The following is a 21,696-nucleotide window of genomic DNA, read 5'->3' on the forward strand; positions in this document are numbered from 1 at the left end:
CAGGCGCCTCAGAGACCGTCAGACCGGGTCGTTGCGGCGCAACAACTCTTCGGGCAAATGCTCGATGTATTCATCTTCGGCCGGCGGCATTTGCAAGTGATAGCCCTGGGTATCGAGGTTTTCCAGCACCTTGTTGATGTCCTCCCGGGACAGCGCCCGCTCGGGGCTCAGCACCAGGTCGAAGGCATGGATCGCCTTGCCAAAAGCCGCCATCAACGGCTCAGGTACACGCTCCAAGGCATCACTTTTGAGCACATACAGGTACATCTCGTTTTTCTTCGAGCTTCGGTAGATGGAGCAAATACGTTTCAAGGCTGTTCTCCGGCAGTGGCCAGGCTGTCGAGCAGCGCCTGGCCCATCAATTCGCGGCGCCAGCCACGCAGCGAATCAGGCAATTGGTAAGGGCCCTCGGGGAAGCCGCTCTTGATCAGCGCTTCGAGGGTTTTCTTGCGCAGCATCAGCTCCGGGGCAATTTCCAGGCGCTCGGCTTCTGCCTGCCCCAGCGCCCGCAGACGCTTGACCAGCGCCGAGGCCTCGATGGGCAATGGCTCGGCCACGGCCGGCGGCCATTGCTCGGGCGGCACGCTGGCGGCGCGCTGGATCAGGTCCAGCAGAAACTGGCCGTCCTGGCGCACGGTGCGCGGGTGCATGTCTTCGATTTTCGCCAACGCGCCGAGATTATCCGGCTGGGTACGGGCCAAGGGCCACAGCGAATGCTCGCGAATGATGCGATTGCGCGGCAGGTCACGGGCCCGCGCCTCACGTTCGCGCCAGGCGCACAGTTCGCGCAGCACGGCCAATTGGGCACGGGACAGCTTCCAGGCGAGCTTGGCCTCGCGGTAGACCTCGTACGGGTCGACCTCGCGACGCAGGTTGGCCACCAGTTCGGCGCCGTCCTCCAGGACCCAGCGGTATTTTTCGTCGCAAAGCTTCGGGCGCAACAGTACGAAAACTTCTGCCAGGTGCACAGCATCCTCTGCCGCGTAGCTGATCTGCGTCTCGGACAGCGGCCGTTGCAACCAGTCGGAACGGGTCTCGCCCTTGGGCAACTCGATACCCAGCACTTCCTGTACCAGCCGCGAATAACCCATGGAGAAACCCAGGTTCAGGTAGGCGGCGGCCAATTGAGTATCGAACAGCGGCGCAGGCAGGCTGCCGGTCAGGCGCAGCAGCACTTCAAGGTCTTCGCTGCAGGCGTGCAACACCTTGAGCACCGCCGGGTTTTCCAGCAGTGCGGCCAAGGGTTGCCAATTGTCGATGGTCAAGGGGTCGATCAGGTAGGCACGCTTGCCGTCGCCGATCTGCAATAAACCGGCAATAGGGTAAAAGGTGTCGACCCGCATGAATTCGGTGTCGAGGGCGACGAATGGCAACTGCTGCCACTCGGCGCAAAACTGACCGAGGCTATCGTTGTCGCGAATCCAGTGAATATCGATGGCCACACGGCTCTCCCTTGAAGAATGGCGCGCAGTATATATCGCCGCTGGCGATTGCGAGCATCCATAGAGCAGCAGCCTAAGAGAAATCGCCTGCGAAAAAGCAAGAATAGTCCTACATCAGGACTTAACCGGTCTTACGCAATACATAAACACGCGTCAGTGCGAAACCGGGCAGGAAATCCTGATGCCAGAGCACGCTAAACCCCGCCTGGCGAAACTCGGCTTCGAGACTGGCCTTGTCGGCCAGGCTCCGTTGCGGCGCCTGGCCGATCTTGAGGCGTCCTTCGATTTGCACCGAAACGATCACCGTGTCGCGACTGACCCGATGAAATTCGCGCAACAGCGCCAGGCGATGCTCGCTGGCGCTGACGTGGCGAAACAGTTGCAGACAACAAATACAATCGACCGCGTTGGCCGACAGCCCGATGGTGAATGCTGAACTCGGGAAGGTCTTGACCCGTTGGAGCAACGCGCCGCCATGGTGGGTGAGCGCATGTTCGAGCATGTCCCGCGATGGGTCCGCTGCCAGGATGACCCGATTGGCGTGCTCGGCCAGCACCGGCCAGAACCGCCCCGCGCCACAGGCCACATCCAGCACCAACCCGGGCTCGCCCGCCACCTTCAAAGCGTTGCGCACCATGTGCTCGTCGCGCCAGAACGCCAGGCGCAAGCGTCGAGACGCCGGCCGACAGCAAACCTGTGCATGTTCCTGGTCATGCTGCCTGGCGAACTCAAGCTCGACGGTGGATGGGGGTAGCCCGGACATACGAACGGCTCTTGGAATTGGATGGATGACAGGTTAAACAACGCTGCGTGAAAAAAAGGTCCAGGCCATCACTCCCGGGCCAGGACACCGTCAATCACCGCACCGCGGCAGCTGGCGAACAGGTCCAGGTCCCGGTTGTAGACCTGGCTGTTGACTTCCAGCAGCCCGAGCATCGAGTGAAACAGGTTGTCCTGGCTCAACGGCTTTTGCCGACTCAGTTGCAGGCAATGGGTGTCGACCGAAAAAGACTTCTGATAGCTGTCGGAAAACCAGGCCAGCATCGCCACGTGTTTCTGTTGCTCCGGAGCGAGCATGTAGGGCGTGCCATGGAGAAACAGGTTGTACTCGCCCAAGGACTCGCCATGGTCCGACAGGTACAGCATGGCCGTATCGACCTTGTCCTGGTTGGCCCGCAGCAGATCGATCAGGGTCGAGAGCACATGATCGGTGTACACAAGCGTGTTGTCATAGCCGTTGACGATGCTCTCGCGGCTGCAATTGTTCAGCGCGTTGCTTTCGCACACCGGGGTGAAATGCTCGTATTCCTTGGGATAGCGCTTGAAGTATTCCGGCCCGTGGCTGCCCATCTGGTGCAGCACCAGCACGGTGTCCTTATCGAGCGTGTCGATGAAATGCTGCAGCCCCTGGAGCAGAATCTCGTCGCGGCACTCGCTGTTGGCACACAGGTTTGGATCCTTCAGATTGCTCACATCCTGCACGGTGACCCGATCACAGGTGCCCTTGCAGCCAGACTGGTTGTCCCGCCAGATCACCTCCAGCCCGGCGCGCTTGAGCACATCCAGCAAGCCCTCTTCATTCTTGGCGATGCTGGCGTCGTAGTTCTTGCGCCCCATGTTGGAAAACATGCAGGGCACCGACACGGCGGTTTCGGTGCCGCAGGAATGCACGTCGGTGAAGGCGATCAGGCCGGCCTCTTTGTCCAGTTTTGGTGTGGTATCGCGGTTATAGCCGAGGATGCCGAAGTTCTCGGCCCGGGCACTCTCACCCACCACCAGCACGGTCAGGGATTTGCGGCCGTGGGTTTGCCAGGCGGGATTGCGGCTCGCGTCCTCGCCCAGCGCGATGAACGGTTGCTTGGCCGACGCGACCTGCTCACGCAAGTAGCCGAGCGAAGCACCGATGTAATTGCTCGGCACGACCATCAAGCGCAACTCGTGGTGGTTGCGAAACAACGAAGACAGGCCTTGGTAGTTGGCCAGGGCGACCACGCCGATCACCGCGGCCGAGGCCACACCGACCAGCAATTTACTTAATAACTCTTTGGGCCAGCGACGGTAGCTGATCGGGGTCTTGAACAATAACCAGCAAGGCAGCACCCCCAATAACCCGAGGTAGATAAATAACTTCAGCGACAACAGATCGCGGACTTCCGTGGCATTGGTTTCAGCAAAATTGCGCAACATGCCGGCGTCGATCAATACGCCGTATTGGGCCATGAAATAGGCGACACCGGCACTGATCAGGAACAACAGCATCAGCACGGGCTTGAGCAGCGGACGGAAGGCCACGAGCGTCAACACCAGGTTGAACGCGCTGAAAATCATCAGGCCAAACGCCGCGCACATCAGCAGGCCACGAGCGTCAGCCGTGGTGATCGCCAGCAAGTGTTGCCAGAGAACGATATTGAAGCCCACTAACAAAAAGGCACTGGCGGCCAGTGTCACCCACTCGGGGCGCACGGCTTTAATAGTCAGCATGATGGTTGGCGGCTTCCTGAAAGTTGCTCTTTGAAAAAGACGTGCCGCAGGAAAATGTGAAAAATTCGTTTCCTACGGCAGCACAAACTTTAGGTAGCTCACCATCAATTTTTCGTGAAAAAGTTGCGACTAAATAATTATTTAAGAAACCGGTCGCCAGCCGGTTTCACGCCTGATTCAGGTACCAGCGCCAGTCCTGCTCCCCGACTTCCCCCATGAATTGACGGTATTCGGCGCGTTTGACCGCCAGATAAACGCCAAGAAACTCATCGCCAAACGCTTCCCGCGCCCAGGCCGATGCCTCAAGGGCACGCAGGGTGGTGAGCCAGTCAGTGGGCAGCAGCTCGGTCGCCTGGGCGTAGCCGTTGCCTTCGACAGGTTTCCCCGGATCGCACTGTTCACGTAGGCCGTGATGAATGCCGGCCAATATCGCCGCCGCAGCCAGGTAAGGGTTGGCATCGGCACCGCAGATACGATGCTCGATGTGCCGCGAGAACGCCGGACCGCCCGGCACCCTCAGGCTCACGGTGCGGTTGTCCACGCCCCAGGTCGCCGCCAGCGGTGCGTAGCTGTTGCTTTGGAATCGCCGGTAGGAGTTGGCGTTCGGACAAAACATCAACAGCGAATCGAGCAAGGTGTCGAGCATCCCACCCACCGCCTGGCGCAACAGCGGCGTGCCGTCGGCGGCTTCACTGGCAAACAAATTGTGACCATCACGGTCCGCCAGGCTGACATGCATGTGCATGCCGGAGCCCGCCAGGTGATCGAACGGCTTGGCCATGAAACAGGCCTGCATGCCGTGCTTGTGGGCAACGCCCTTGACCAGTCGCTTGTAGCGCACCGCTTCATCCATGGCTTGCAAGGCATCGCTGCGATGTTCGAGGGTGATCTCCACTTGTCCCGGTGCGTATTCGGAAATGGCCGTCCGGGCCGCAATGCCTTGCAGCTTGCACGCAGCGTACAGGTCAGCCAGGAACGGCTCGATCTGCTCCAGCTCGCGCAAACCGTAGACCTGGGTGGCGCGCGGTCGGCCACCGTCGGCATCCCGCGCCGGTTGTGGCCGGCCTTGGTTGTCGCGTTGCGCGTCCAGCAGATAAAACTCCAGCTCCGCCGCCATCACCGGGTAATAACCGTCGGCCTGCAAGGCCTCGATCACCCGGCTGAGCAGATAACGCGGATCGGCGATGGTCGCCGGCATTCCTTCCTGGGGATGCATGCTGACCTGCACGGCGGCCGTGGGAATCAATCGCCACGGCATGCGCTGCAAGCTGCCGCTGAGGGGATAGGCGCGGCAATCGATGTCACCGACGTCCCACACCAGCCCGGAATTGTCCACATCATCGCCATTGACGGTCAGCCCGAGAATCGTACTGGGCAGTGGCCGGCCGCTTTCGAAAACCGCCAGCAATTCGTCCCGATGCAACAACTTGCCCCGGGGCACGCCGTTGTTGTCGAGGATGAACAACTCGAACAGTTCGATATCAGGGTTCTGCGCAAGAAACGCCTCGGCGTGTTGCACGGGCGCGAAAGAAATTTTGGCAAGGCTCATGAGAAGGCTCGTATTTCCATGTCGGACGGGCGACAAGGCACCGTCAGTCCGTGCTCGCCATTAAGCGAGCACTGCGAATGATCAACAGGTAATGCGAGTATCTGGAGGACGGGCATGACGACAATGCCAGAGCGCCCAAAAGGCCAGCTCGGAGGGCAACGCACAGAGGATTGGGGCCGTGGCAGGCGTGAATCGACCGACCGGATCGACCGCGGCAGATGAAGGGTATTGGAATGCCAGGGGCCAACGGTCCATGAGCGCATCACAAGAAACACATCGGGCAAGCGTCCCACAGCACCCTGGGAGGTTAAACCTGGATTTGATGGAACTAGGATCGCAGCCAACTAAACATAGGCAAACCAAACAGTCGTTGATCGACACGTCGTGTTCGCTACATTATCTGTCCCGTTCCCGACCATGAAAGCGCCTGCCTGGCATTCTCTTGGCACGATCGTTCCGTTAGGATCGTCAGCCTGGTTTGCGCAAAATCCGCGCAAGGAGCACAGCGAGAGACAGAACGGATGCTGAACAGTAACTCCCTCAGAAAGCTCGACATGCAAGACCTCATGGTGTTTAGCGCCGTGTACGAACAAAGCAGTGTCACCGGCGTGTCCGAGGCATTGTGCGTCAGTCAGTCAACCGTCAGTTATTGCCTCAAGAAACTGCGAACCTGCTTCGAAGACGAGCTATTCATCAACACCCGCACCGGCATGCTTCCGACCTATAAGGCCGAGGGCATGTACGACCATGTGCGTGCCATTTTGCAAAGCATCAACCGGTGCCATGCCGGCACACCCACCTTCGATCCAACCCGGCAAGCCACTACCTTCAATATTTGCGCGCCGGAATACTTCGAACAGCTGATCCTGCCGCAACTGCTGCAAGGTTTCGATTACGCCAATCTGCCGCTGGTGGTGAACGTACACAAGCTCGAAGCCGACATTCCCGCCGAAGAGTTGCGCGACGGCAGCCTGGACCTGGTGATCTGCTTCGGCCCGAACTTGCACAGCAACCATGCCGATTTCAAATCCCGACCGTTGCTGGAGGAGGACCTGGTTTGTGTCGTGGATAAACGGGCGACGCCACTTGAGCCGCAATTGAGCCTTCAGTCTTTCGTACGGCGCCGACACGTGTTTCCGACGCCCTGGTCGTCAGCGACCAACATGGTGGACGGTTGGCTGTCGCAGCAGGCGCAACAACGCCAGATTGCCGCACGCGCCAACAGCTACAGTGCCGCACTGAAGATGATCACCGGCACCGACTTCATCCTGACCCTGCCCCGCCGCATCCAGAAACTGCTGGCCAACGAGGCGATCTTCAATCATCACGAAGCGCCCCAAGGCCTGCCGGGGTTCACCCTGAACATGCAGTGGAGCCTGGCCGTCGATCAGGACAGTGCCAACGCCTGGCTGCGCGAACAGATCATCAAGGCCTGCGCCGCACGCGACACCTGATCGTCATTAACCGATCAAGGCCTTGGCATACGGGACTCGATCGATGTCGAGGATTTCCACGCACAGTTGCACGCTAACGTCGGCCGGCCATGGCCCCAGCTCCTGGATCACGGCCAGCAGGCTATCGGCCAGTTGCTTCTTGATTTCCGGCGAGCGACCGCTCAGCAAGGCCAGCTTCACGTGCACGAAACCCCGCTCGCCCAGCCCAGTCCCCACCCGGAAAGTCTCGAGCTTCACGGCCCGGCTCTTGATATCCAGCTCGGCAGCGAATTGACCGGAAGCCACTAGCGCATTGTTCAGGCGCAGCAGTGCAACATCGGCCTTCAGCTCGGGCAGGTTGGCGGTGTACTCCATGTGCAGGTGAGGCATGCGTTCGACTCCGATTCGAAAATATGACGAGGTGGTTTCAGCCGTCACAACCTTACCTCGACTTTCTTCATTGAGGCAGGTTTTGTTTCGCCACAGGCCAGTGTCAAGCGTGCGTCGAGGCCCCGCGCTCGCCCATGAAGGCCTCCAACCGCGACCGCAACCAGCGCTCGGCCGGGTCACTGTCGACATGGCTAAGCCAGACCATGGACAAATCCAAGGTCGGAGTCTTGAAGGGGAAGGGTTCATTGAATAGCTGCCCCGAGGCGGCCATGGCGGCGGCGGTGTAGTCCGGCAGGCTGGCGATCAAGTCGGTGCCGGCCAGCAACGCCGGTAATGCGCTGTATTGCGGCACTGACAACACGACCTGGCGCGTGCGTCCGATCTCGGCCAGCCATTCGTCAACAAAACCGGCGACATTCGCGGTATGGGACACCAGCACGTGAGGTCGCGCGCAATACTCGTCCAGGGTCAACGGGGTGTCCGACGCATCGGCGCGCAGCACGCGGGGCTGGATATGTCGTAACAGCTTGCGCTTGGCATTGGCCGGCAGCCCGCGAGTCTGGCTGATACCCACGGTGATGTCGCCCGATGCCAGCAAATCGGGGATGCGCCAGTAATCGACGTGCTGGACCACGAACACGATTTGCGGCGCCTCTTGCCGCAGGCTGCTCAACAGGGGCGGCAGCAGGCCGAACTCGACGTCGTCCGACAGACCGATGCGAAACGTCATGGTGCTGCTGGTGGGGTCGAAATCGTGGGTCAGGCTCAAGGCCATCGACAGCGAATCGAGCGCGGGTGACAGATGCAGGATGATTTCCTCGGCCCTTGCCGTCGGCTCCATGCGGTGGCCGACGCGAATGAACAACGGGTCGTTGAACATCTTGCGCAAACGATTGAGTGCCGAGCTGATGGTCGGTTGGCCCAGGAACAGTTTTTCCGCCACCCGTGTCACGTTACGCTCAAGCATCAGCGTTTCGAAAACCACCATCAGGTTGATGTCGGCCTTGCGCAATTCGTTGCGGTTCATCCACTGTCCCCGATCTCTTGATGGGATGCAGTGTAGGAACGCCAGGGGCTGCGCGTCTATGCGCAAAAAGACTGGGTGCCTGCGTAATACCATCCATTCAAAGGATTGGAAGAGGTCCCTTGTTTTGTCGCGAGGCTCTTGTGGCGCCTGGTAACAAGGGGCATGTCCAGCAGGCCCCTTTAAAAACTACTTAACCGTCAGCGATTTCAACCCCAGCGCCATGACTCGCTCATCTCCCCCAACCCCAGCGTCTTGGGGCTAATGGCATCGGGTAAACGAAAATGCACGCGCAACTGCCCTTGCGCGCCAATCGCTTCACGAATGGCCGGAGTCAACGGCCATTCAAGGGTGTTGTCCTGCAGGCGCGTGAACTGCGTCGACAGCACCTCAACCCCGTTGATCGAGACGTCCACTCGCTGGCGCGCGTGCTGGGGTTGTACGAACGCCGCCGCTTCGATCGAAATGGCGCGCGCTTCTGGCGGTATGCGCAACACAATCTCAGCCTCGGTCCCTTCCGACCAGGTGCCCCAATCCTCGACACGCCCCCAGCCGCTGGCCAACATCGGGTTGATTCGGCTGAACACCTGGCGCTCGCCGATCTTCACCTGCAGGTCCAGCGTCTCAACGGCAAACGGTGGGCATTGGGCACATGACTTCCAACCCGGCGCCAGCACCACGAGGCCATCGATACGGGTCAACAGGTCGGTCTGGCGATTGACGGTCTTCGCTGCCTGGAGCGCGGCGCCAGGGTCGAGGATGAACAGCGAATCCGCTGCATACTCGCCGCTGGCAAGCATCTGCGCGGCGCGGCGCTGGGCTTGCTCGATCTCCCGGGTGCCCATGCGCCCCAGGTACACGCCATCGGTTTTCAACCCGTGCTTCAGAGCGTATTGGCTGGTCAGCAGCCAATTTTCCGGCTGGTTCTGCGGCAGCAGCGTCCGGACTTTCGAATAATGGCTGGCCGCACTGGACCAGAACGGATCATTCATGGACGTAGGCCAACTGGAGGCGACCGGCATCATCCGGCTCTGGCGCAGGCCGGCCCATCCGGCGCGGGTATCCAGGACTTGTACCACCAAGGCGATGGCCAGCAGACACACCGCCACCCGAGGCTTGTTGCCGCGGATCACCAGGAAAACCACGACAAACACAATGGCGTAGAACACCGGCCAGAACATCCGACCGGCCGCGCGAAACACGTTCGCCAGCATTTCAAGACTGTTGGGCAGCCAGTAATGCACATTCAGCATGCCGATACCGAGGGTGTTGGTCAGCGAAAAAAGTGTCAGGCCAATCAACGCCCACAGTAACAGTCGTCGGTGACGCACGGCGCTGACCACACCGGTATTGCCTTGCAGCAAGGCTACGCCAGCGCAGATCGCCAGCATCAAAACGCCCAAGCCCAGGTAATTGAAGCCCTCGTAATCGCCCGGCCCCTGAGGCATGTCACGCAACAGGTACGACCAGCCACTGGGATTGACCAGCGACATGACGTTCAGGCGATACAACCCATAACCACCCGCTATAGTCCCGCCGCCCACGCTGAAATAACCTGCCTGCCAGCAGCAGAACGCGACGAGCAGGAACAAGCCACACAGCTCGACCAAGGCATCGCGCCGGGATAGCCGGGCCTTGACGACCCTGCTGGCAAGATCGGCCAGCCAGATCAACGCAACCATGGCCAGCAGATACGCATGCACCAGCGCGGTGACGGCCAACAGCCCGCCCCAGGCCAGCCGACGCTTCTCCAGGCCAGGTCGCAGTGCCAGGTACAGGGCCGCCAGGATCAGAAAGTGCCCGGACAGCGACAGGTGCCCGCCCATGCGCAGAAACATCGGCGGCGAAAACACAAACAGGGCCGCCCCCAACAACCTGATCCACACCGACGGCGTCAGCAGGCCGACGAGTTTCCAGGCGAACCAGGCTTGCAGGATGAAACAGGCCAGCAACCACAGGCCGAAATACTGGAACGTCTCGGGAAGCCAGGCGTTGAAGGGCTTGAACAGAAATGCCAGCAGCGGATTGGAGTCGGAGAAAATGATGCCGTTGCCCAACTCCAAACCGTAGGAAGGGTTCATGCCCAATGGAAAGGTCCAGGGCGAACTGCGGAAAAACGCCCAGCCCATGTAATGGGTCGCCGCATCGCCCTCCCCCAACCAGGCGATGTTCGTCGGGTCCAGGACCCGCGGGCCGATCACCAGCAGGAATGCCAGCGCGCCCAACAGGATGGGTAACAGGCAAACCCAGTAACGCTCACCACGAACGGTCATCGATACGTCCAGAAATTATGCAGAATGAAGGTGAACACCGGGATGATCAGCGCCACGGCTGCGATGCCCGCCAGGTAATCCAGGCCGACACGTTGGGCTACCCAGGCAACCAGCATCGCCAGCCCGAGCCCGCCGATCGATACCACGACGAAACGGCCGAGGGTGCGGCCATGCAAGCGGCTGGAAAAACTCCAGAGGGTGTTGATCAGGTACGACACCACGGTCGCCACGACGAAGGCGAAACCATTGGCCAGCGGAGGGTTCGCCAGGATCAGGTGCACAAAAAGCACAGCAGCCACCACATGGACTGCGGTGACGAGCAGGCCGGTCATGGCAAAGCGCAAGGCACGTCGCAGCAGCGGCGAGTGCGTCCAGGTCACGGCTTCTGCGCCAAGCAGAACACCGTCAGGCCGGCCATACGATTGGCGCCCATGATCGGACGTTCCAGGCTGCACAGTGACCTCAACACGCCATTGACCAGCGGATGATGGCGCGCAAGCTGCGACTTGACCGGGGCTCCGGACGCCTTGCGCTGCAACAGGCGCAGGCCGGCAGCAATGGGAAATACCAGGCCGAAGTAATACGCACCTTGCTGGACCCGCAAACCGGCCTGTGCCACGACGGTTTCCAACTGTCTGAGGGTGTAGCGGCGCTTGTGCTCGAGAAAATCGTCATGGCCGCTCCAGAGGAACTGGAACGCCGGCACGGTAATCAGGAAGCGGCTGCCGGACGGCACTTTGTCGACATACGACTTGAGCAGGCCCACGTCATCGTCCACGTGCTCCAGCACATCCATCAGCAGCACCAGGTCGGCGTCCAGCGAGTCCACCGCTCGACGATAGCGCACCGGTTTCCCGGCGGTGCTGGCATCGGAGTCGGCCGGGTAACTGATGTCCACGCACCAGGCCTGGGCCGTTGCGGTATGGGTCAGCAGGTGATGGGAAAAAAACCCCGACCCGGCACCCACGTCCAGCAGCGTATTGGCCGAAGTGCCCTTGAGCATGTGCAGCATGGCCCGCGCTTTCGACCGGTAGTACCAATGCTGCCCGATATCGGGGCCCAGGATGTCGGTTTCCTTGAGGTCCATGGTCAGTCCTTGGCGTCATAGATGCGCCGCACCAGGAAAACCGGTCGGCGCTTGGATTCGATGTAGGTGCGGCCCAGGTACTCACCCAGCACGCCGATGCCAATCAGTTGCAACCCGCCCAGGAACGTGACCGCCACCATCAGCGAGGCATAGCCCGGCAGGTCCACCCCGGAAACCAGGGTTCGCAGTACGATGAAAATGGCGAACGCAAAGGACACCAGCGACACGCAAAGCCCCAGGTACGTCCAGATACGCAGCGGTTCGGTGCTGAAGCTGGTGATGCCCTCAAGGGCAAAATTCCACAGGCGCCAACCATTGAACTTGCTTTCGCCGGCCGCCCGTTCAGGCCTGACGTAGTCCACGTAGGTGGTCCGGAATCCGACCCAGGCAAACAGCCCTTTCATGAAGCGGCGCGACTCAGGCAGGGTTTGCAGGGCCTCGACCACGCAGCGATCCATCAAGCGAAAATCGCCGACATTCTCCGGCAGCTTGTGGTCAGCGATTTTATTGTGCAGCCGGTAGAACCCGTTGGCGGAAACCTGCTTGGCCCAGGAGTCGGAGTCGCGGTTGATCCGATGGCCCAGCACCACTTCGGCACCGTTGCGCCAATGGGCGATCATTTCCAGGATCACTTCGGGAGGGTCTTGCAGATCGACATCGATCGGCACCACCGCCTGGCCACGGGCGGCTTGCAGGCCGGCACTCAACGCCGCCTCCTTGCCGAAGTTGCGGCTCAGGTCGACGACTCGGATGCGCGGATCGGTCTTCTGCCGTTCCAGCAGCAGCATCAATGTGTCGTCCACGCTGCCGTCGTTGACGAACACCAGCTCCAGGCTCACCAGCGCTTCATGGGCAAAGACCTGATCGATCCTGGCCATGAACACATCGATGGACTGGACTTCGTTGTAGACCGGAATGACAAGCGAAAGCGCTAGACGACCTTGCAGATCCGCTCCTGGATATTCAGTCACTTGATGGCTCTTTTTCTTATTAGTGTTTTCAGTCCCATTGGCTTGCGGCCCTAGGCGTCGAAACGTATTAAGCAGGACCTGGCAGGGCAACGCAAGGATCAAACCGGAACTTCAGCGGACTGCATGTTCGCAACATGACTTTTTTCCTACAGAAAGTCGAACACCTGATCCGGGCTCACACCCAGCAATATTTGATAACCAATGGAAACGAATTTCCCGTAGCCAAAACCACCCACTTGGCTAGGCTGGCAGCCACATGTCCAACGCATGTCATGACTGAATGAATCGCAGGGAGCGAACCGATGTATTTTGAAATCTATCGACAGACCCGAGGTACCCCGAGCACCGGAAAAGGCCAATGGCGCTGGCGCTTGAGAGCCGGCAACCACGAAACGATCGCCAGCGGCGAATCTTATATAAACAAGAGTGACTGCCTTCACGTCATCGGGCTGATCAAGAATGTCCAGGGCGAAACGCCTGTAAAGGAGATCTGACAGCGCCGCGTGGGCTCTGTAGGAACTGGCGAAGCCTGCGATCTTTTGATCTTTATCTTGATCTTTCGCTTGAGATTCAACTATCAGAGGAAAGATCGCAGCCTCGTTGCACTCGACAGCTCCTACGCAGTGGCTACACAGCACCGGCGGACGCAACCATGCGAGAGCAATTTCCGGCCATAGGTTCAGCTTTTTTGCTGTAACGAAGGTTTTCAGGCAGGTAGGGTATGCGGACAAAAGCAGGAGGCCGGTGCAATGACTCGATCAATCCATAACCGCGACTGGCTGGTGCGGGCGCCCGAGTCGAGGAAAATGGAGCGCATCGAGGCCTATTTCAGCGGGCATGGCTACACCACCCATCGCCATGACACCTACGCCATCGGGATCACACTTTCCGGCGTGCAAAGCTTCAACTATCGCCACAGCAAACGCCACAGCCAGCCCGGCGGCACCATCGTCCTGCATCCGGACGAGGTGCACAATTGCGAAGCCGGGACGAGCGAGGGGGTTCGCTACGGGATGTTCTACATAGAACCGTCGGTGATCCAGCACGTGCTGGGGGGTAAGCCATTGCCCTTCATCGAAGGAGGATTGTCCAGCGACCCTCGCCTCAATATCGCGACCCGTCGACTATTGAACGGCCTGGATCATCCCCTCGATCCGCTGGAGGAAGAGGACGCCATCTACGATGTGGCCCAGGCACTCGACATCGCGGCCGGCAACCGACGTGGGCGGCGACTGATCGACTACCCAGCGGCGGAGCGTGCCCGCCTGTTCATCCACGATGCCCTCGACCAGGTGATCACACTGGATGACCTGGTGCAGGCAAGCGGCCGGGACCGATGGAGCCTGTCCCGGGATTTCCGGGCGCTGTACGGCACCAGCCCCTATCGCTACATCACCCAGCGTCGCTTGAACGAAGCCCGGCGCCTGGTATTCCACGGCATGCCGTTGAGCGAAGTGGCCCTGGCCTGTGATTTTTTCGATCAGAGCCACATGACCCGGCTGCACACACAGGCCTTTGGTATTTCACCGGCACGCTGGCTGAAAATGCTGCGCTGAAGGCATAAGCTGCGCACGGCAAAAAGCTGCACGATCATCCAATACGCACCCAGGCTCCGACAGTAAGGTACGGCTCACCATCCACCAGAGGAGCATGCCTCGATGACCCACTACGCCCCCATCAACTTCGCTCAGAAATACGCACTGTTCCACGAACAATGGGCACCGAAAGTCGTGGCCGAAATGAATGACTACCAATTCAAGATCGTCCGGCTCGAAGGCGAATTCATCTGGCACACCCACGCCGATACGGATGAAACCTTCATCGTGCTGGAGGGCGAGTTGCGTATCGACTTTCGCGACGGTGCGGTGACCCTAGGGCCGGGCGAAATGTACGTGGTCAAAAAAGGTGTCGAGCACAAGCCCAGCGCCGCACGCGAAGTGAAACTGCTGCTGATCGAGCCACGTGGCGTCCTCAACACCGGCGAGCAAACCAATGAGCGAACGGCGGTCAATGATGTGTGGATCTGACTGGGCCAGGCTCAATCGTATTCAGCTTCCTGGTGATCGCCTAACAACCGCCGCTGACGAGGTGTCGCGACAGCCAGGACCACAGGATTGAACTGCCAATTCAAATAAGGTGAAAATTTCTGCGCGACCATCCGCCGGCCATAGTGCACTTGGAGCATGTAACGCGTGCGGTCGGCGGTGCGGTTATCGCTACCGGCGTGCCATAACTCACTGCGCAGTACCAGCACATCACCCGCCCTGCACAGCACCGGCTGCGCGGGGCGCCCTTGCCACTGCGTTTCGCCCTTCACTGGCGCCCGGCCGGCTTTGTGGCTGCCCGCAATGACCTGGGTCGGGCTCAGGTCGATGTCGATGTCATCCAGGTAAAACTGCGCGGTAAAAACCTGCATCGGCAGTTCAAAGGCAGGGTCGGCCAACAGTTTTGGCGGCAACTCCATCACCAGGTAATCCAGATGCAACGGCGCCCCGGTAAAACCGGGATGGCAGCGCCAAGCCGTTTGGCCGACGACATGGCAATCATCGCCCAGGGCTGCATCGGCCAGTTCGATCACCCCGGCCATATCCAGGAGCGGCAGCCAGAACGGATCGCGATTGAACACACATTTGTAATGATCGATGACGCCGCTGTAGTCCCAATGCAGGGGCTTCAACTGGTCGATGGCATGGCGCAGGTCGGCGATCTGCCGGGCATCCAACACGCCCTGCATCAGGACGAAACCGTCCTTATGCAGGGCGTGCAGCTGCTCTTCAATCGACACGACACCACCTGCTTCAGGTGCGGAAGCGGCCGGTCAGTTCTGCCAGGTTTCTCGACAGGCTGGACAGCTGTTGGCTGGCCTGCATGCTCTGGGCAGAGTTCGCCGCCGCTTCGTTGGACAAGTCGCGGATGTCGGAGATGTTACGGGCGATCTCTTCGGTGACGCTGCTCTGCTCCTCACAGGCGTTGGCGATCTGCGCGGCCATGTCGTTGATCCGCTGGATCGAGCCACTGGTACCACTGAGCACCTGATCGACACCCGCGGCGCGCTCGACGCTGTCACGGGCCTTGCTGCTACCGACTTGCATGGCTTGCACGGCCTTGGCGACACCGCTTTGCAGGCGCTCGATACGCACCTGAATGTCCTTGGTCGAATCCTGGGTGCGCGCCGCCAGGGCCCTGACTTCGTCGGCCACCACTGCGAAACCGCGGCCTTGCTCGCCTGCCCGAGCCGCCTCGATGGCAGCGTTCAGCGCGAGCAGGTTGGTCTGTTCGGCAATGCCCCGGATGACCTCAAGCACGGCACCGATGCTGGAGGTTTCCTGGGCCAATGCCTCGATGGTGCCCGAAGCGCTCTCCACTTCCAAGGCCAACTGACGGATCGATTCAATGGTGCTGTTGACCACCTCGGTGCCGTCGCGAGACTGACTGCTGGCTTGCTGGGCGGCGTCCGAAGCGTTCACGGCATTGTGCGCCACCTCATGCACCGCAGCACTCATCTGGGTCGCGGCGGTACTGACCTGGTCGAGCGCCGCATGTTCGCTGCTGATCAGTTGATCATTGGTCGCCGCCATATTCGCCATGGCGCGCGCCGCGGCATCGACCTCCCCGGTCACCCGGCCCACTTCGGCAATCAACGGCTGCAGCTTATCGAGGAAGCGGTTGAACGCACTGCCAAGCTGGCCCAACTCATCAGCCGAACGCACCTCAAGACGGCCCTTCAGATCGCCACCGCCCTCGGCGATCTGTTCGACACGGTGCAGCAGTCGACGCATTGGACGCAGCACGACCATCGGCAAGGCAACGATCAGCAGGATGCAACCCAACAGACCCACCAACAAAATACCGCCCTGTTGCACTCCAACCGCCTGACCATGATCAATCGCCGCCTGCCCCTCGCGCTGCGATGCGTCGTCTTCCAGCTCACCCAACTTGTCGATGGCATCACGCATGATGTCGAACTTACTTTCGCCGTCACCAAAACTCAGCGCACTGGCGGCCTGCGGGTTGCTCGCAGCCTGCTCGACAACCTGCCGCGAAACCTGCGACCACTGTGCAAAACGATCATTGAACTGACTGACCAGCGCCAACGCCTCGGCACTCGGTTGCATCGCGGCATACTTCTGCACACGATCATAAGCTTGCTTCAGATTGTCCCGATGACTGGCACGCAGCGCCTCGGAATGACTGCCCGCATTGCCCCCAAGCAGGCTGCGCTCGGCAACAAAGGCCTGGTAGAGATCACGATCGGCGTTGAGCAACAGGCTGATGGCCGGCAGGTAGCGCTTGGTCAGTTGCGTACTGGACTCAGTCACCTGGCCGATGCCCCGCATGCCCGACCAGCCCATCAGCACCAACAACAGTGCCAGGAATGCAATGGGCAGGGTGATTTTCCAGCGAAAGCCCAGATCGGCGAAAAACCGCAGCATGGGGTGACACTCCTTTCATGGGGGTTAACTTGCCTATCGGCAGCCATGCCTTGAGCTATAGACCATTAGTCCAATTGTTACAAAGCTTTGGGTGTTGGGAAGGCCGTGGTCATGCAGGTTGCGGAGGGGGTTGGGCGGGATAAAAAAGGTGGGAAAAGTCATTGCAGCGGGGAGTTTTCTGACATTTCTCGCCCACAAAATTTAGGGAATTTTCTGACTCATCATCTGATTGATGATTTTTCCAGCGAGGGCCTATAGTCCAAACGTCATTCGTAAGAGCGGCTCGGGTTTGGCGACTCGATGACAAATGGTAAGAAGGCCCTCAATTAAATGGTGTTTGAAATGAATAGATATATGGCTCTTACCAGTAATGCCGACGATCAACCTCTCTTCGTCGATACCTCTGCGCCTTTGCACATCCTGCTCGACACGGCAGGCTATAGAATTCGCGCGGTCACCCAGCTTTTAGAGAACCTCGCCATGCGAGGGGATATTCCGAGTGACTCAGTGGTCCTTCAGGATTTTGCACAACTGTGCTGCATTCCGTTGAGGGATGGTTGCGATGTACTCAATGTCATAGCCCGACGGTTGGATGCAGAACCGGTCTAATTCAAAGCCCTCTCACGGGGTAATGCCGATCAGCTAAGTGGATGCCTCGAGGAAACACACAAACCGTGGCGAGGGAGCTTGCTCCCGCTGGGTCGCGAAGCGACCCTGTTTTGGGGCTGCAGCGCAAGCTCCCTCGCCACAAGATAATTGCCCGTTTTTATTTCGCTTAACTGTCTGGCACTACTCTCACGGGGCCCATCTCGTCGAAACGAGCATGGTCCAATGACACCGAAACCCTCCGGTTTGCCCGGACTCGATTAATCACATAAGCTGATCAGCATGAATGCACAAACCTCGGAGGCTCCGATGGCTACCACAAAAAAAGTCGAGAAAGCGCGCAGGAAAGTCACTCACGAAGAGCTGACATTTCTTGATGTTCGACAAGCTGCACGTGATGGTCAGAAAGTGTTCGATAAATTTGTAATCACTGGCAAGCTTCCTATTACCAAGTAGGCGTGGATGCCAGCCGTTAAAATTTCCGCACTTTTTGAAGAGACACAGAACTGGAAAAATATTGCCGCACACTTTTATAACTACAAAGTGTGCGGGGAAGTCCCGGCTATCTTTGGCAGGGATGAAAAGCTCGATCTGAACGATATGTATCATATCCATCTCGCGAGCACCGCAGAAACACAAGCTCGCTGGGCCCGGATCGACCGTCAGTACTATCGCACTGCCTTAACAGAAGATCCTGATAACGATTTCTGGCTTATCTATGCCTATGATGATTTCAAAGAGGCGTACCTACTGCTGACGATCACTGGGCCAGACGCCCATAATCGAAAGGAATGGGGATCGTTTTTACGTACGATTCATAGCGATATCGTGGAACCTTGGATTGTAGGAAAAATCTCTTTCCCAGAGCTAGATGACTGACGCTATATAACCCAATCAAAGGAAACGGGGGACAGACCGTTTCCCCCGACTGCTTGTCCAAGTGGACGTGGATCAGGTGTCCAAATGATCGTGGGCTGAGTGTCCAAGTGTCGTGGAGTCCGCAACACATCCTGGTATGCGACGTTTTTTATGTGCGATATTTGTTCGGAGACAAATCATGGCAGCGTTGCTTGAACGAGCTGAACAGGCCGTATCGGTTACCGCAATGGTTCGCGGCTTTAGCGCGAAGCTCAAAGAAGTATCAAGTCGCGCCACTGACCGCTTGGTCATATTCAAAGACAATGAACCGGCAGCCGTCATCATAAACGTAGAAGCCTATCAAGAGATGCTTGATGAGCTGGAAGACTTGCGCATTGAGGCGATTGCACGTGACCGACTGGCTAATTTCGATCCACAAACGGCCATTTCTCACGCAGATATGCGTGCGAGGTACGCCAAGAAAGACTAAAGATTTTCGATGGTTTGGGGAGTCACGTATCACCCGGATACCGAGGCTGACTTCGATCAGTTGGGATCCGCAGCGGCGAACAGGGGAAACGAGGGACAGACCACGATTTTGAGTTCACTTGTGACCTCTCCTCTTCATAATCGTGGTCTGTCCCCTTGTCCCCTTTCGAACCGTAAGGCCTTAGGGCGTTACGGCTCGAAGCTATTGAATTATCTTTCACTTACTGCTGGGGTTACGGGCAACTCATCGATTCCTTGTAGCTCAACGGCAGTAGGAGAGCCTTTGATCGGCCCTAGGACAATTTCGTCCAGCCCATTCTCACGCTTAAAACTATAGATCGTCTGTCCAACCCATTTCTCAGTTTTGGGAAGCGCTTGTCCATTCTGTTTGGCGACCCAGCTCGATCGATACTTCCCATATAGAGACCCAGGATAATCGACCCTCAAAGCGTCATCGATCTTGGTTTTGAGCTCGTCAGGCGTGCACTCTGTCGTTGGGGTGAAAAATCCGCGGTTTTGGCAGGACATTCGAAACAACACAGGCGCGAGTTTGACGGCATCAACCGTTACTCGAATGAAATAGGCATTCGCCAGATCAAAATGATATTCGCTTTTAGGAGTGCCAGGACTGTACAGAAGCGAGCAACAATCCTTCGCATACTTCATGGGCTCAGCTCCTTGAGCCAGAAGCTGTTTATACGTGAAAGCTTCGGCCGTCCGAATGATGCTGGCAGGACCTTCCGCAAAGCTGGGGACGGGCGCAGCCAGTACCAAAAGCGCACCGAGAGGCGAGAACATGAGCCGCATTATCGAATCCTTGTGAACGGTTGGAGAGGCAACAAAACCAATCTACAAGATTGGCCGGCACTGCCTCCTTTGCACATGCGGGTTTCCCTTATGCCCTAAAAATGCCCTAAACGAAACGCTACAAACGAAAAAGCCCCTGAAATGTTCAACCATTTCAGGGGCTTAGTCATACACAATAATGGCGGAGAGATAGGGATTTGAACCCTAGGTACTGTCGCCAGTACAACGGATTTCGAATCCGTCCCGTTCGGCCACTCCGGCATCTCTCCAGTGGCGCGCATCATACCAGCACATTCGCCGGAAGCGAACCCCCGAGCGAAATTTTTTCCGTGCTATCAGATGCTTGCGTCGATTACAGCGGCACACCCAGACGCTGGGCGACTTCTTCGTAGGCTTCGATGACGTCACCGAGGCCCTGGCGGAAGCGGTCCTTGTCCATCTTCTTCTTGGTGTCCTTGTCCCAGAGGCGGCAGCCGTCCGGGCTGAATTCGTCGCCCAGGACGATGGAGCCGTCGCTGAACACACCGAATTCAAGCTTGAAGTCCACCAGCAGCAGGCCGGCGTCGTCGAACAGCTTGGTCAGCACTTCGTTGACCTTGAGGGACAGCTCCTTCATGCGGGCCAGTTGCTCGGCGGTACCCCAACCGAATGCCACGACGTGGGATTCGTTGATGAACGGGTCGCCCTTGGCGTCGTCCTTCAGGAACAGCTCGAAGGTGTAGGGGTTGAGCTTCATGCCCTCTTCCACGCCCAAGCGCTTGACCAGGCTGCCGGCGGCGTAGTTACGCACGACGCATTCGACCGGGATCATGTCCAGCTTCTTGACCAGGCATTCGTTGTCGCCCAGCAGCTTGTCGAACTGGGTCGGCACGCCGGCGGCTTCGAGTTTCTGCATGATGAAGGCGTTGAACTTGTTGTTCACCATGCCCTTGCGGTCCAGTTGTTCGATGCGCTTGCCGTCGAACGCCGAGGTGTCGTTGCGAAACAGCAGGATCAAGCGGTCAGCGTCGTCGGTCTTGTAAACCGACTTGGCTTTGCCGCGGTAGAGTTCTTCACGTTTTTCCATGATGGGCTCCGCTTGCTAAGTAGTGGGCTAGGCGATATGTCGCCAGTCGAGCCCTGAATCTTGATCGGCCAATTGCAGCCAGTCCGGGTCGCACCCAAGGGTGTCGACAAAACATTGCCGGGCCAGCTGCGGCAGGTTGTTCTTGCTGCTCAGATGGGCCAGGACCAGGTGTTGCAGGCCTTGCCAGCCCAACTCGGCCACCAGGAACGCTGCCTGGTGGTTATTCAAATGTCCGTGCTCCCCGCCTACCCGCTGCTTGAGAAAGTACGGGTAGTAACCACGGGCCAACATGTCGCGACAGTGGTTGGACTCGATCATCAATGCATCGAGGTCCCGGTAACTGTCCATCACCCTGTCGCAATACGACCCCAGGTCGGTCAGCAGCCCAAAGCGCCGCTCGCCGTCGCTGAACACATATTGCGTCGGCTCCCGGGCATCATGCGCCACGCTGACCACGCTGATATCCAGGCAACCGATGCGCAGTTGCTCGCCACCGGCCACGAAGCCGGCTGGCTCAATGGGCTTGCGCAGGCCGTCCAGTGTCCCACGACTCAGGTACACCGGCAGATTGTAGCGCCGAGACAGCAAACCCACGCCATGCACGTGGTCGGCATGTTCGTGGGTCACGAGTATCGCGCTCAGTTGCGCCGGGTGCACACCCAGGCGCAACAGGCGCTTCTCGGTTTCCCGCAGGGAGAAACCACAATCGACCAACACATACGTGCCGGCGCTGGCTACCAGCGTGCCGTTCCCTTGGCTACCGCTGCCGAGAACGGCAAAACGCATC

Annotated in this window: 22 protein-coding genes, 1 tRNA gene and 2 pseudogenes; 7 read left to right on the plus strand and 18 right to left on the minus strand. The window is 58.8% G+C overall.

From position 1 onward, the window contains the following. Window positions 1-18: 18 nt before the first annotated feature. From KI237_RS22650 to KI237_RS22670, 5 genes are all read right to left on the minus strand, one after another. Complete coding sequence (locus tag KI237_RS22650; protein WP_003198853.1) at window positions 19-312, minus strand: YcgL domain-containing protein; 294 nt, start codon at window positions 310-312, stop codon at window positions 19-21. Further along, on the minus strand, window positions 309-1,442 hold the full coding sequence (rnd, locus tag KI237_RS22655) for a ribonuclease D (protein WP_058543827.1): 1,134 nt from the start codon (window positions 1,440-1,442) through the stop codon (window positions 309-311). Before rnd ends, KI237_RS22650 begins: the two co-directional genes overlap by 4 nt. Window positions 1,443-1,563: 121 nt before the next feature. Next, window positions 1,564-2,205, minus strand: a complete 642-nt coding sequence (locus KI237_RS22660; RefSeq protein ID WP_212797140.1) for a class I SAM-dependent methyltransferase — start codon at window positions 2,203-2,205, stop codon at window positions 1,564-1,566. 68 nt (window positions 2,206-2,273) lie between these two features. Beyond that, window positions 2,274-3,923 (minus strand): phosphoethanolamine transferase, encoded by a 1,650-nt coding sequence (locus tag KI237_RS22665; RefSeq protein WP_212797141.1) that lies wholly within the window; start codon window positions 3,921-3,923, stop codon window positions 2,274-2,276. Window positions 3,924-4,089: 166 nt separating this feature from the next. Continuing rightward, window positions 4,090-5,457: a glutamine synthetase family protein gene (locus KI237_RS22670; RefSeq protein WP_212800679.1), complete on the minus strand. Its 1,368-nt coding sequence runs from the start codon at window positions 5,455-5,457 to the stop codon at window positions 4,090-4,092. Window positions 5,458-5,993: 536 nt separating this feature from the next. On the opposite strand from KI237_RS22670, the gene KI237_RS22675 reads away from it, so the two are divergent. Next, window positions 5,994-6,926: a LysR family transcriptional regulator gene (locus KI237_RS22675; RefSeq protein WP_212797142.1), complete on the plus strand. Its 933-nt coding sequence runs from the start codon at window positions 5,994-5,996 to the stop codon at window positions 6,924-6,926. A 6-nt stretch (window positions 6,927-6,932) separates the two neighbouring features. Here KI237_RS22675 and KI237_RS22680 read toward each other — a convergent pair whose 3' ends face one another. From KI237_RS22680 to KI237_RS22705, 6 genes and pseudogenes are all read right to left on the minus strand, one after another. Further along, window positions 6,933-7,295: a 5-carboxymethyl-2-hydroxymuconate Delta-isomerase gene (locus KI237_RS22680; RefSeq protein WP_212797143.1), complete on the minus strand. Its 363-nt coding sequence runs from the start codon at window positions 7,293-7,295 to the stop codon at window positions 6,933-6,935. 103 nt (window positions 7,296-7,398) lie between these two features. Continuing rightward, a complete protein-coding gene (locus tag KI237_RS22685; RefSeq protein WP_212797144.1) occupies window positions 7,399-8,322 on the minus strand; it encodes a LysR family transcriptional regulator in 924 nt (307 codons plus the stop codon). Between the two features lie 186 nt (window positions 8,323-8,508). Further along, a pseudogene (locus tag KI237_RS22690) lies at window positions 8,509-10,592 on the minus strand (DUF6311 domain-containing protein). Beyond that, entirely contained in the window at window positions 10,589-10,924 is a 336-nt protein-coding gene (locus tag KI237_RS22695) for a GtrA family protein (RefSeq protein ID WP_212800680.1), read from the minus strand. The pseudogene KI237_RS22690 and the gene KI237_RS22695 overlap by 4 nt, the downstream one beginning before the upstream one ends. A gap of 44 nt (window positions 10,925-10,968) precedes the next feature. Beyond that, entirely contained in the window at window positions 10,969-11,679 is a 711-nt protein-coding gene (locus KI237_RS22700) for a class I SAM-dependent methyltransferase (RefSeq protein ID WP_212797145.1), read from the minus strand. A gap of 2 nt (window positions 11,680-11,681) precedes the next feature. Next, window positions 11,682-12,650 carry a glycosyltransferase family 2 protein gene (locus tag KI237_RS22705; protein ID WP_212797146.1) on the minus strand — a complete coding sequence of 323 codons (969 nt, stop codon included), beginning with the start codon at window positions 12,648-12,650 and terminating at the stop codon, window positions 11,682-11,684. A gap of 302 nt (window positions 12,651-12,952) precedes the next feature. On the opposite strand from KI237_RS22705, the gene KI237_RS22710 reads away from it, so the two are divergent. The 3 genes from KI237_RS22710 (at window position 12,953) to KI237_RS22720 (ending at window position 14,677) form a co-directional block, all read left to right on the plus strand. Further along, on the plus strand, window positions 12,953-13,144 hold the full coding sequence (locus KI237_RS22710; protein WP_212797147.1) for a YegP family protein: 192 nt from the start codon (window positions 12,953-12,955) through the stop codon (window positions 13,142-13,144). Window positions 13,145-13,399: 255 nt separating this feature from the next. Next, complete coding sequence (locus KI237_RS22715; protein ID WP_212797148.1) at window positions 13,400-14,206, plus strand: helix-turn-helix domain-containing protein; 807 nt, start codon at window positions 13,400-13,402, stop codon at window positions 14,204-14,206. A 102-nt stretch (window positions 14,207-14,308) separates the two neighbouring features. Beyond that, window positions 14,309-14,677, plus strand: a complete 369-nt coding sequence (locus KI237_RS22720; protein WP_212797149.1) for a cupin domain-containing protein — start codon at window positions 14,309-14,311, stop codon at window positions 14,675-14,677. An 11-nt stretch (window positions 14,678-14,688) separates the two neighbouring features. Here the strand turns inward: KI237_RS22720 and KI237_RS22725 are convergent, their stop codons facing one another. The 3 genes and pseudogenes from KI237_RS22725 to KI237_RS31125 form a co-directional block, all read right to left on the minus strand. Then, window positions 14,689-15,435, minus strand: coding sequence for a phytanoyl-CoA dioxygenase family protein (locus tag KI237_RS22725; RefSeq protein ID WP_212797150.1), 747 nt, complete (start codon window positions 15,433-15,435; stop codon window positions 14,689-14,691). A gap of 13 nt (window positions 15,436-15,448) precedes the next feature. Then, on the minus strand, window positions 15,449-16,237 hold the full coding sequence (locus tag KI237_RS31120) for a methyl-accepting chemotaxis protein (RefSeq protein WP_502937136.1): 789 nt from the start codon (window positions 16,235-16,237) through the stop codon (window positions 15,449-15,451). Between the two features lie 69 nt (window positions 16,238-16,306). Further along, window positions 16,307-17,083: pseudogene (locus KI237_RS31125) on the minus strand (HAMP domain-containing protein); the annotation flags it as partial. A gap of 342 nt (window positions 17,084-17,425) precedes the next feature. Here KI237_RS31125 and KI237_RS22735 point away from each other — a divergent pair. The 3 genes from KI237_RS22735 (at window position 17,426) to KI237_RS22745 (ending at window position 19,037) form a co-directional block, all read left to right on the plus strand. Beyond that, entirely contained in the window at window positions 17,426-17,692 is a 267-nt protein-coding gene (locus KI237_RS22735; protein ID WP_212797152.1) for a short-chain dehydrogenase, read from the plus strand. A gap of 459 nt (window positions 17,693-18,151) precedes the next feature. Continuing rightward, window positions 18,152-18,568, plus strand: coding sequence for a type II toxin-antitoxin system YafO family toxin (locus KI237_RS22740; RefSeq protein WP_212797153.1), 417 nt, complete (start codon window positions 18,152-18,154; stop codon window positions 18,566-18,568). A gap of 178 nt (window positions 18,569-18,746) precedes the next feature. Next, a complete protein-coding gene (locus tag KI237_RS22745) occupies window positions 18,747-19,037 on the plus strand; it encodes a type II toxin-antitoxin system Phd/YefM family antitoxin (protein ID WP_212797154.1) in 291 nt (96 codons plus the stop codon). A 209-nt stretch (window positions 19,038-19,246) separates the two neighbouring features. Here the strand turns inward: KI237_RS22745 and KI237_RS22750 are convergent, their stop codons facing one another. The 4 genes from KI237_RS22750 to KI237_RS22765 all read right to left on the minus strand — a co-directional run bounded on the left by KI237_RS22750 (window position 19,247) and on the right by KI237_RS22765 (window position 21,695). After that, window positions 19,247-19,843: a hypothetical protein gene (locus KI237_RS22750; RefSeq protein ID WP_212797155.1), complete on the minus strand. Its 597-nt coding sequence runs from the start codon at window positions 19,841-19,843 to the stop codon at window positions 19,247-19,249. A 179-nt stretch (window positions 19,844-20,022) separates the two neighbouring features. Next, a tRNA-Ser gene (locus tag KI237_RS22755) sits at window positions 20,023-20,112 on the minus strand. Between the two features lie 83 nt (window positions 20,113-20,195). Next, window positions 20,196-20,909 (minus strand): phosphoribosylaminoimidazolesuccinocarboxamide synthase, encoded by a 714-nt coding sequence (gene purC / locus KI237_RS22760; protein ID WP_025212375.1) that lies wholly within the window; start codon window positions 20,907-20,909, stop codon window positions 20,196-20,198. A gap of 27 nt (window positions 20,910-20,936) precedes the next feature. Further along, on the minus strand, window positions 20,937-21,695 hold the full coding sequence (locus KI237_RS22765) for an MBL fold metallo-hydrolase (protein ID WP_212797156.1): 759 nt from the start codon (window positions 21,693-21,695) through the stop codon (window positions 20,937-20,939). Between the last annotated feature and the right edge of the window lies 1 nt (window position 21,696).

Origin of the sequence: Pseudomonas sp. St316, assembly GCF_018325905.1 — a bacterium.
Taxonomy (GTDB): Bacteria; Pseudomonadota; Gammaproteobacteria; order Pseudomonadales; family Pseudomonadaceae; genus Aquipseudomonas.

Bases quoted from the DNA above. Each gene is read 5' to 3' on its own strand.
- KI237_RS22685 (WP_212797144.1), bottom strand. From the start codon at position 8,322: ATGAACCGCAACGAATTGCGCAAGGCCGACATCAACCTGATGGTGGTT.
- KI237_RS22750 (WP_212797155.1), bottom strand. From the start codon at position 19,843: ATGCGGCTCATGTTCTCGCCTCTCGGTGCGCTTTTGGTACTGGCTGCG.
- KI237_RS22660 (WP_212797140.1), bottom strand. From the start codon at position 2,205: ATGTCCGGGCTACCCCCATCCACCGTCGAGCTTGAGTTCGCCAGGCAG.
- KI237_RS22665 (WP_212797141.1), bottom strand. From the start codon at position 3,923: ATGCTGACTATTAAAGCCGTGCGCCCCGAGTGGGTGACACTGGCCGCC.
- KI237_RS31120 (WP_502937136.1), bottom strand. From the start codon at position 16,237: ATGGCGAATATGGCGGCGACCAATGATCAACTGATCAGCAGCGAACAT.
- KI237_RS22765 (WP_212797156.1), bottom strand. From the start codon at position 21,695: ATGCGTTTTGCCGTTCTCGGCAGCGGTAGCCAAGGGAACGGCACGCTG.
- KI237_RS22675 (WP_212797142.1), top strand. From the start codon at position 5,994: ATGCTGAACAGTAACTCCCTCAGAAAGCTCGACATGCAAGACCTCATG.
- KI237_RS22745 (WP_212797154.1), top strand. From the start codon at position 18,747: ATGGCAGCGTTGCTTGAACGAGCTGAACAGGCCGTATCGGTTACCGCA.
- KI237_RS22720 (WP_212797149.1), top strand. From the start codon at position 14,309: ATGACCCACTACGCCCCCATCAACTTCGCTCAGAAATACGCACTGTTC.
- KI237_RS22680 (WP_212797143.1), bottom strand. From the start codon at position 7,295: ATGCCTCACCTGCACATGGAGTACACCGCCAACCTGCCCGAGCTGAAG.
- KI237_RS22735 (WP_212797152.1), top strand. From the start codon at position 17,426: ATGAATAGATATATGGCTCTTACCAGTAATGCCGACGATCAACCTCTC.
- KI237_RS22695 (WP_212800680.1), bottom strand. From the start codon at position 10,924: ATGACCGGCCTGCTCGTCACCGCAGTCCATGTGGTGGCTGCTGTGCTT.
- purC (WP_025212375.1), bottom strand. From the start codon at position 20,909: ATGGAAAAACGTGAAGAACTCTACCGCGGCAAAGCCAAGTCGGTTTAC.
- KI237_RS22710 (WP_212797147.1), top strand. From the start codon at position 12,953: ATGTATTTTGAAATCTATCGACAGACCCGAGGTACCCCGAGCACCGGA.
- KI237_RS22740 (WP_212797153.1), top strand. From the start codon at position 18,152: ATGCCAGCCGTTAAAATTTCCGCACTTTTTGAAGAGACACAGAACTGG.
- KI237_RS22700 (WP_212797145.1), bottom strand. From the start codon at position 11,679: ATGGACCTCAAGGAAACCGACATCCTGGGCCCCGATATCGGGCAGCAT.
- KI237_RS22715 (WP_212797148.1), top strand. From the start codon at position 13,400: ATGACTCGATCAATCCATAACCGCGACTGGCTGGTGCGGGCGCCCGAG.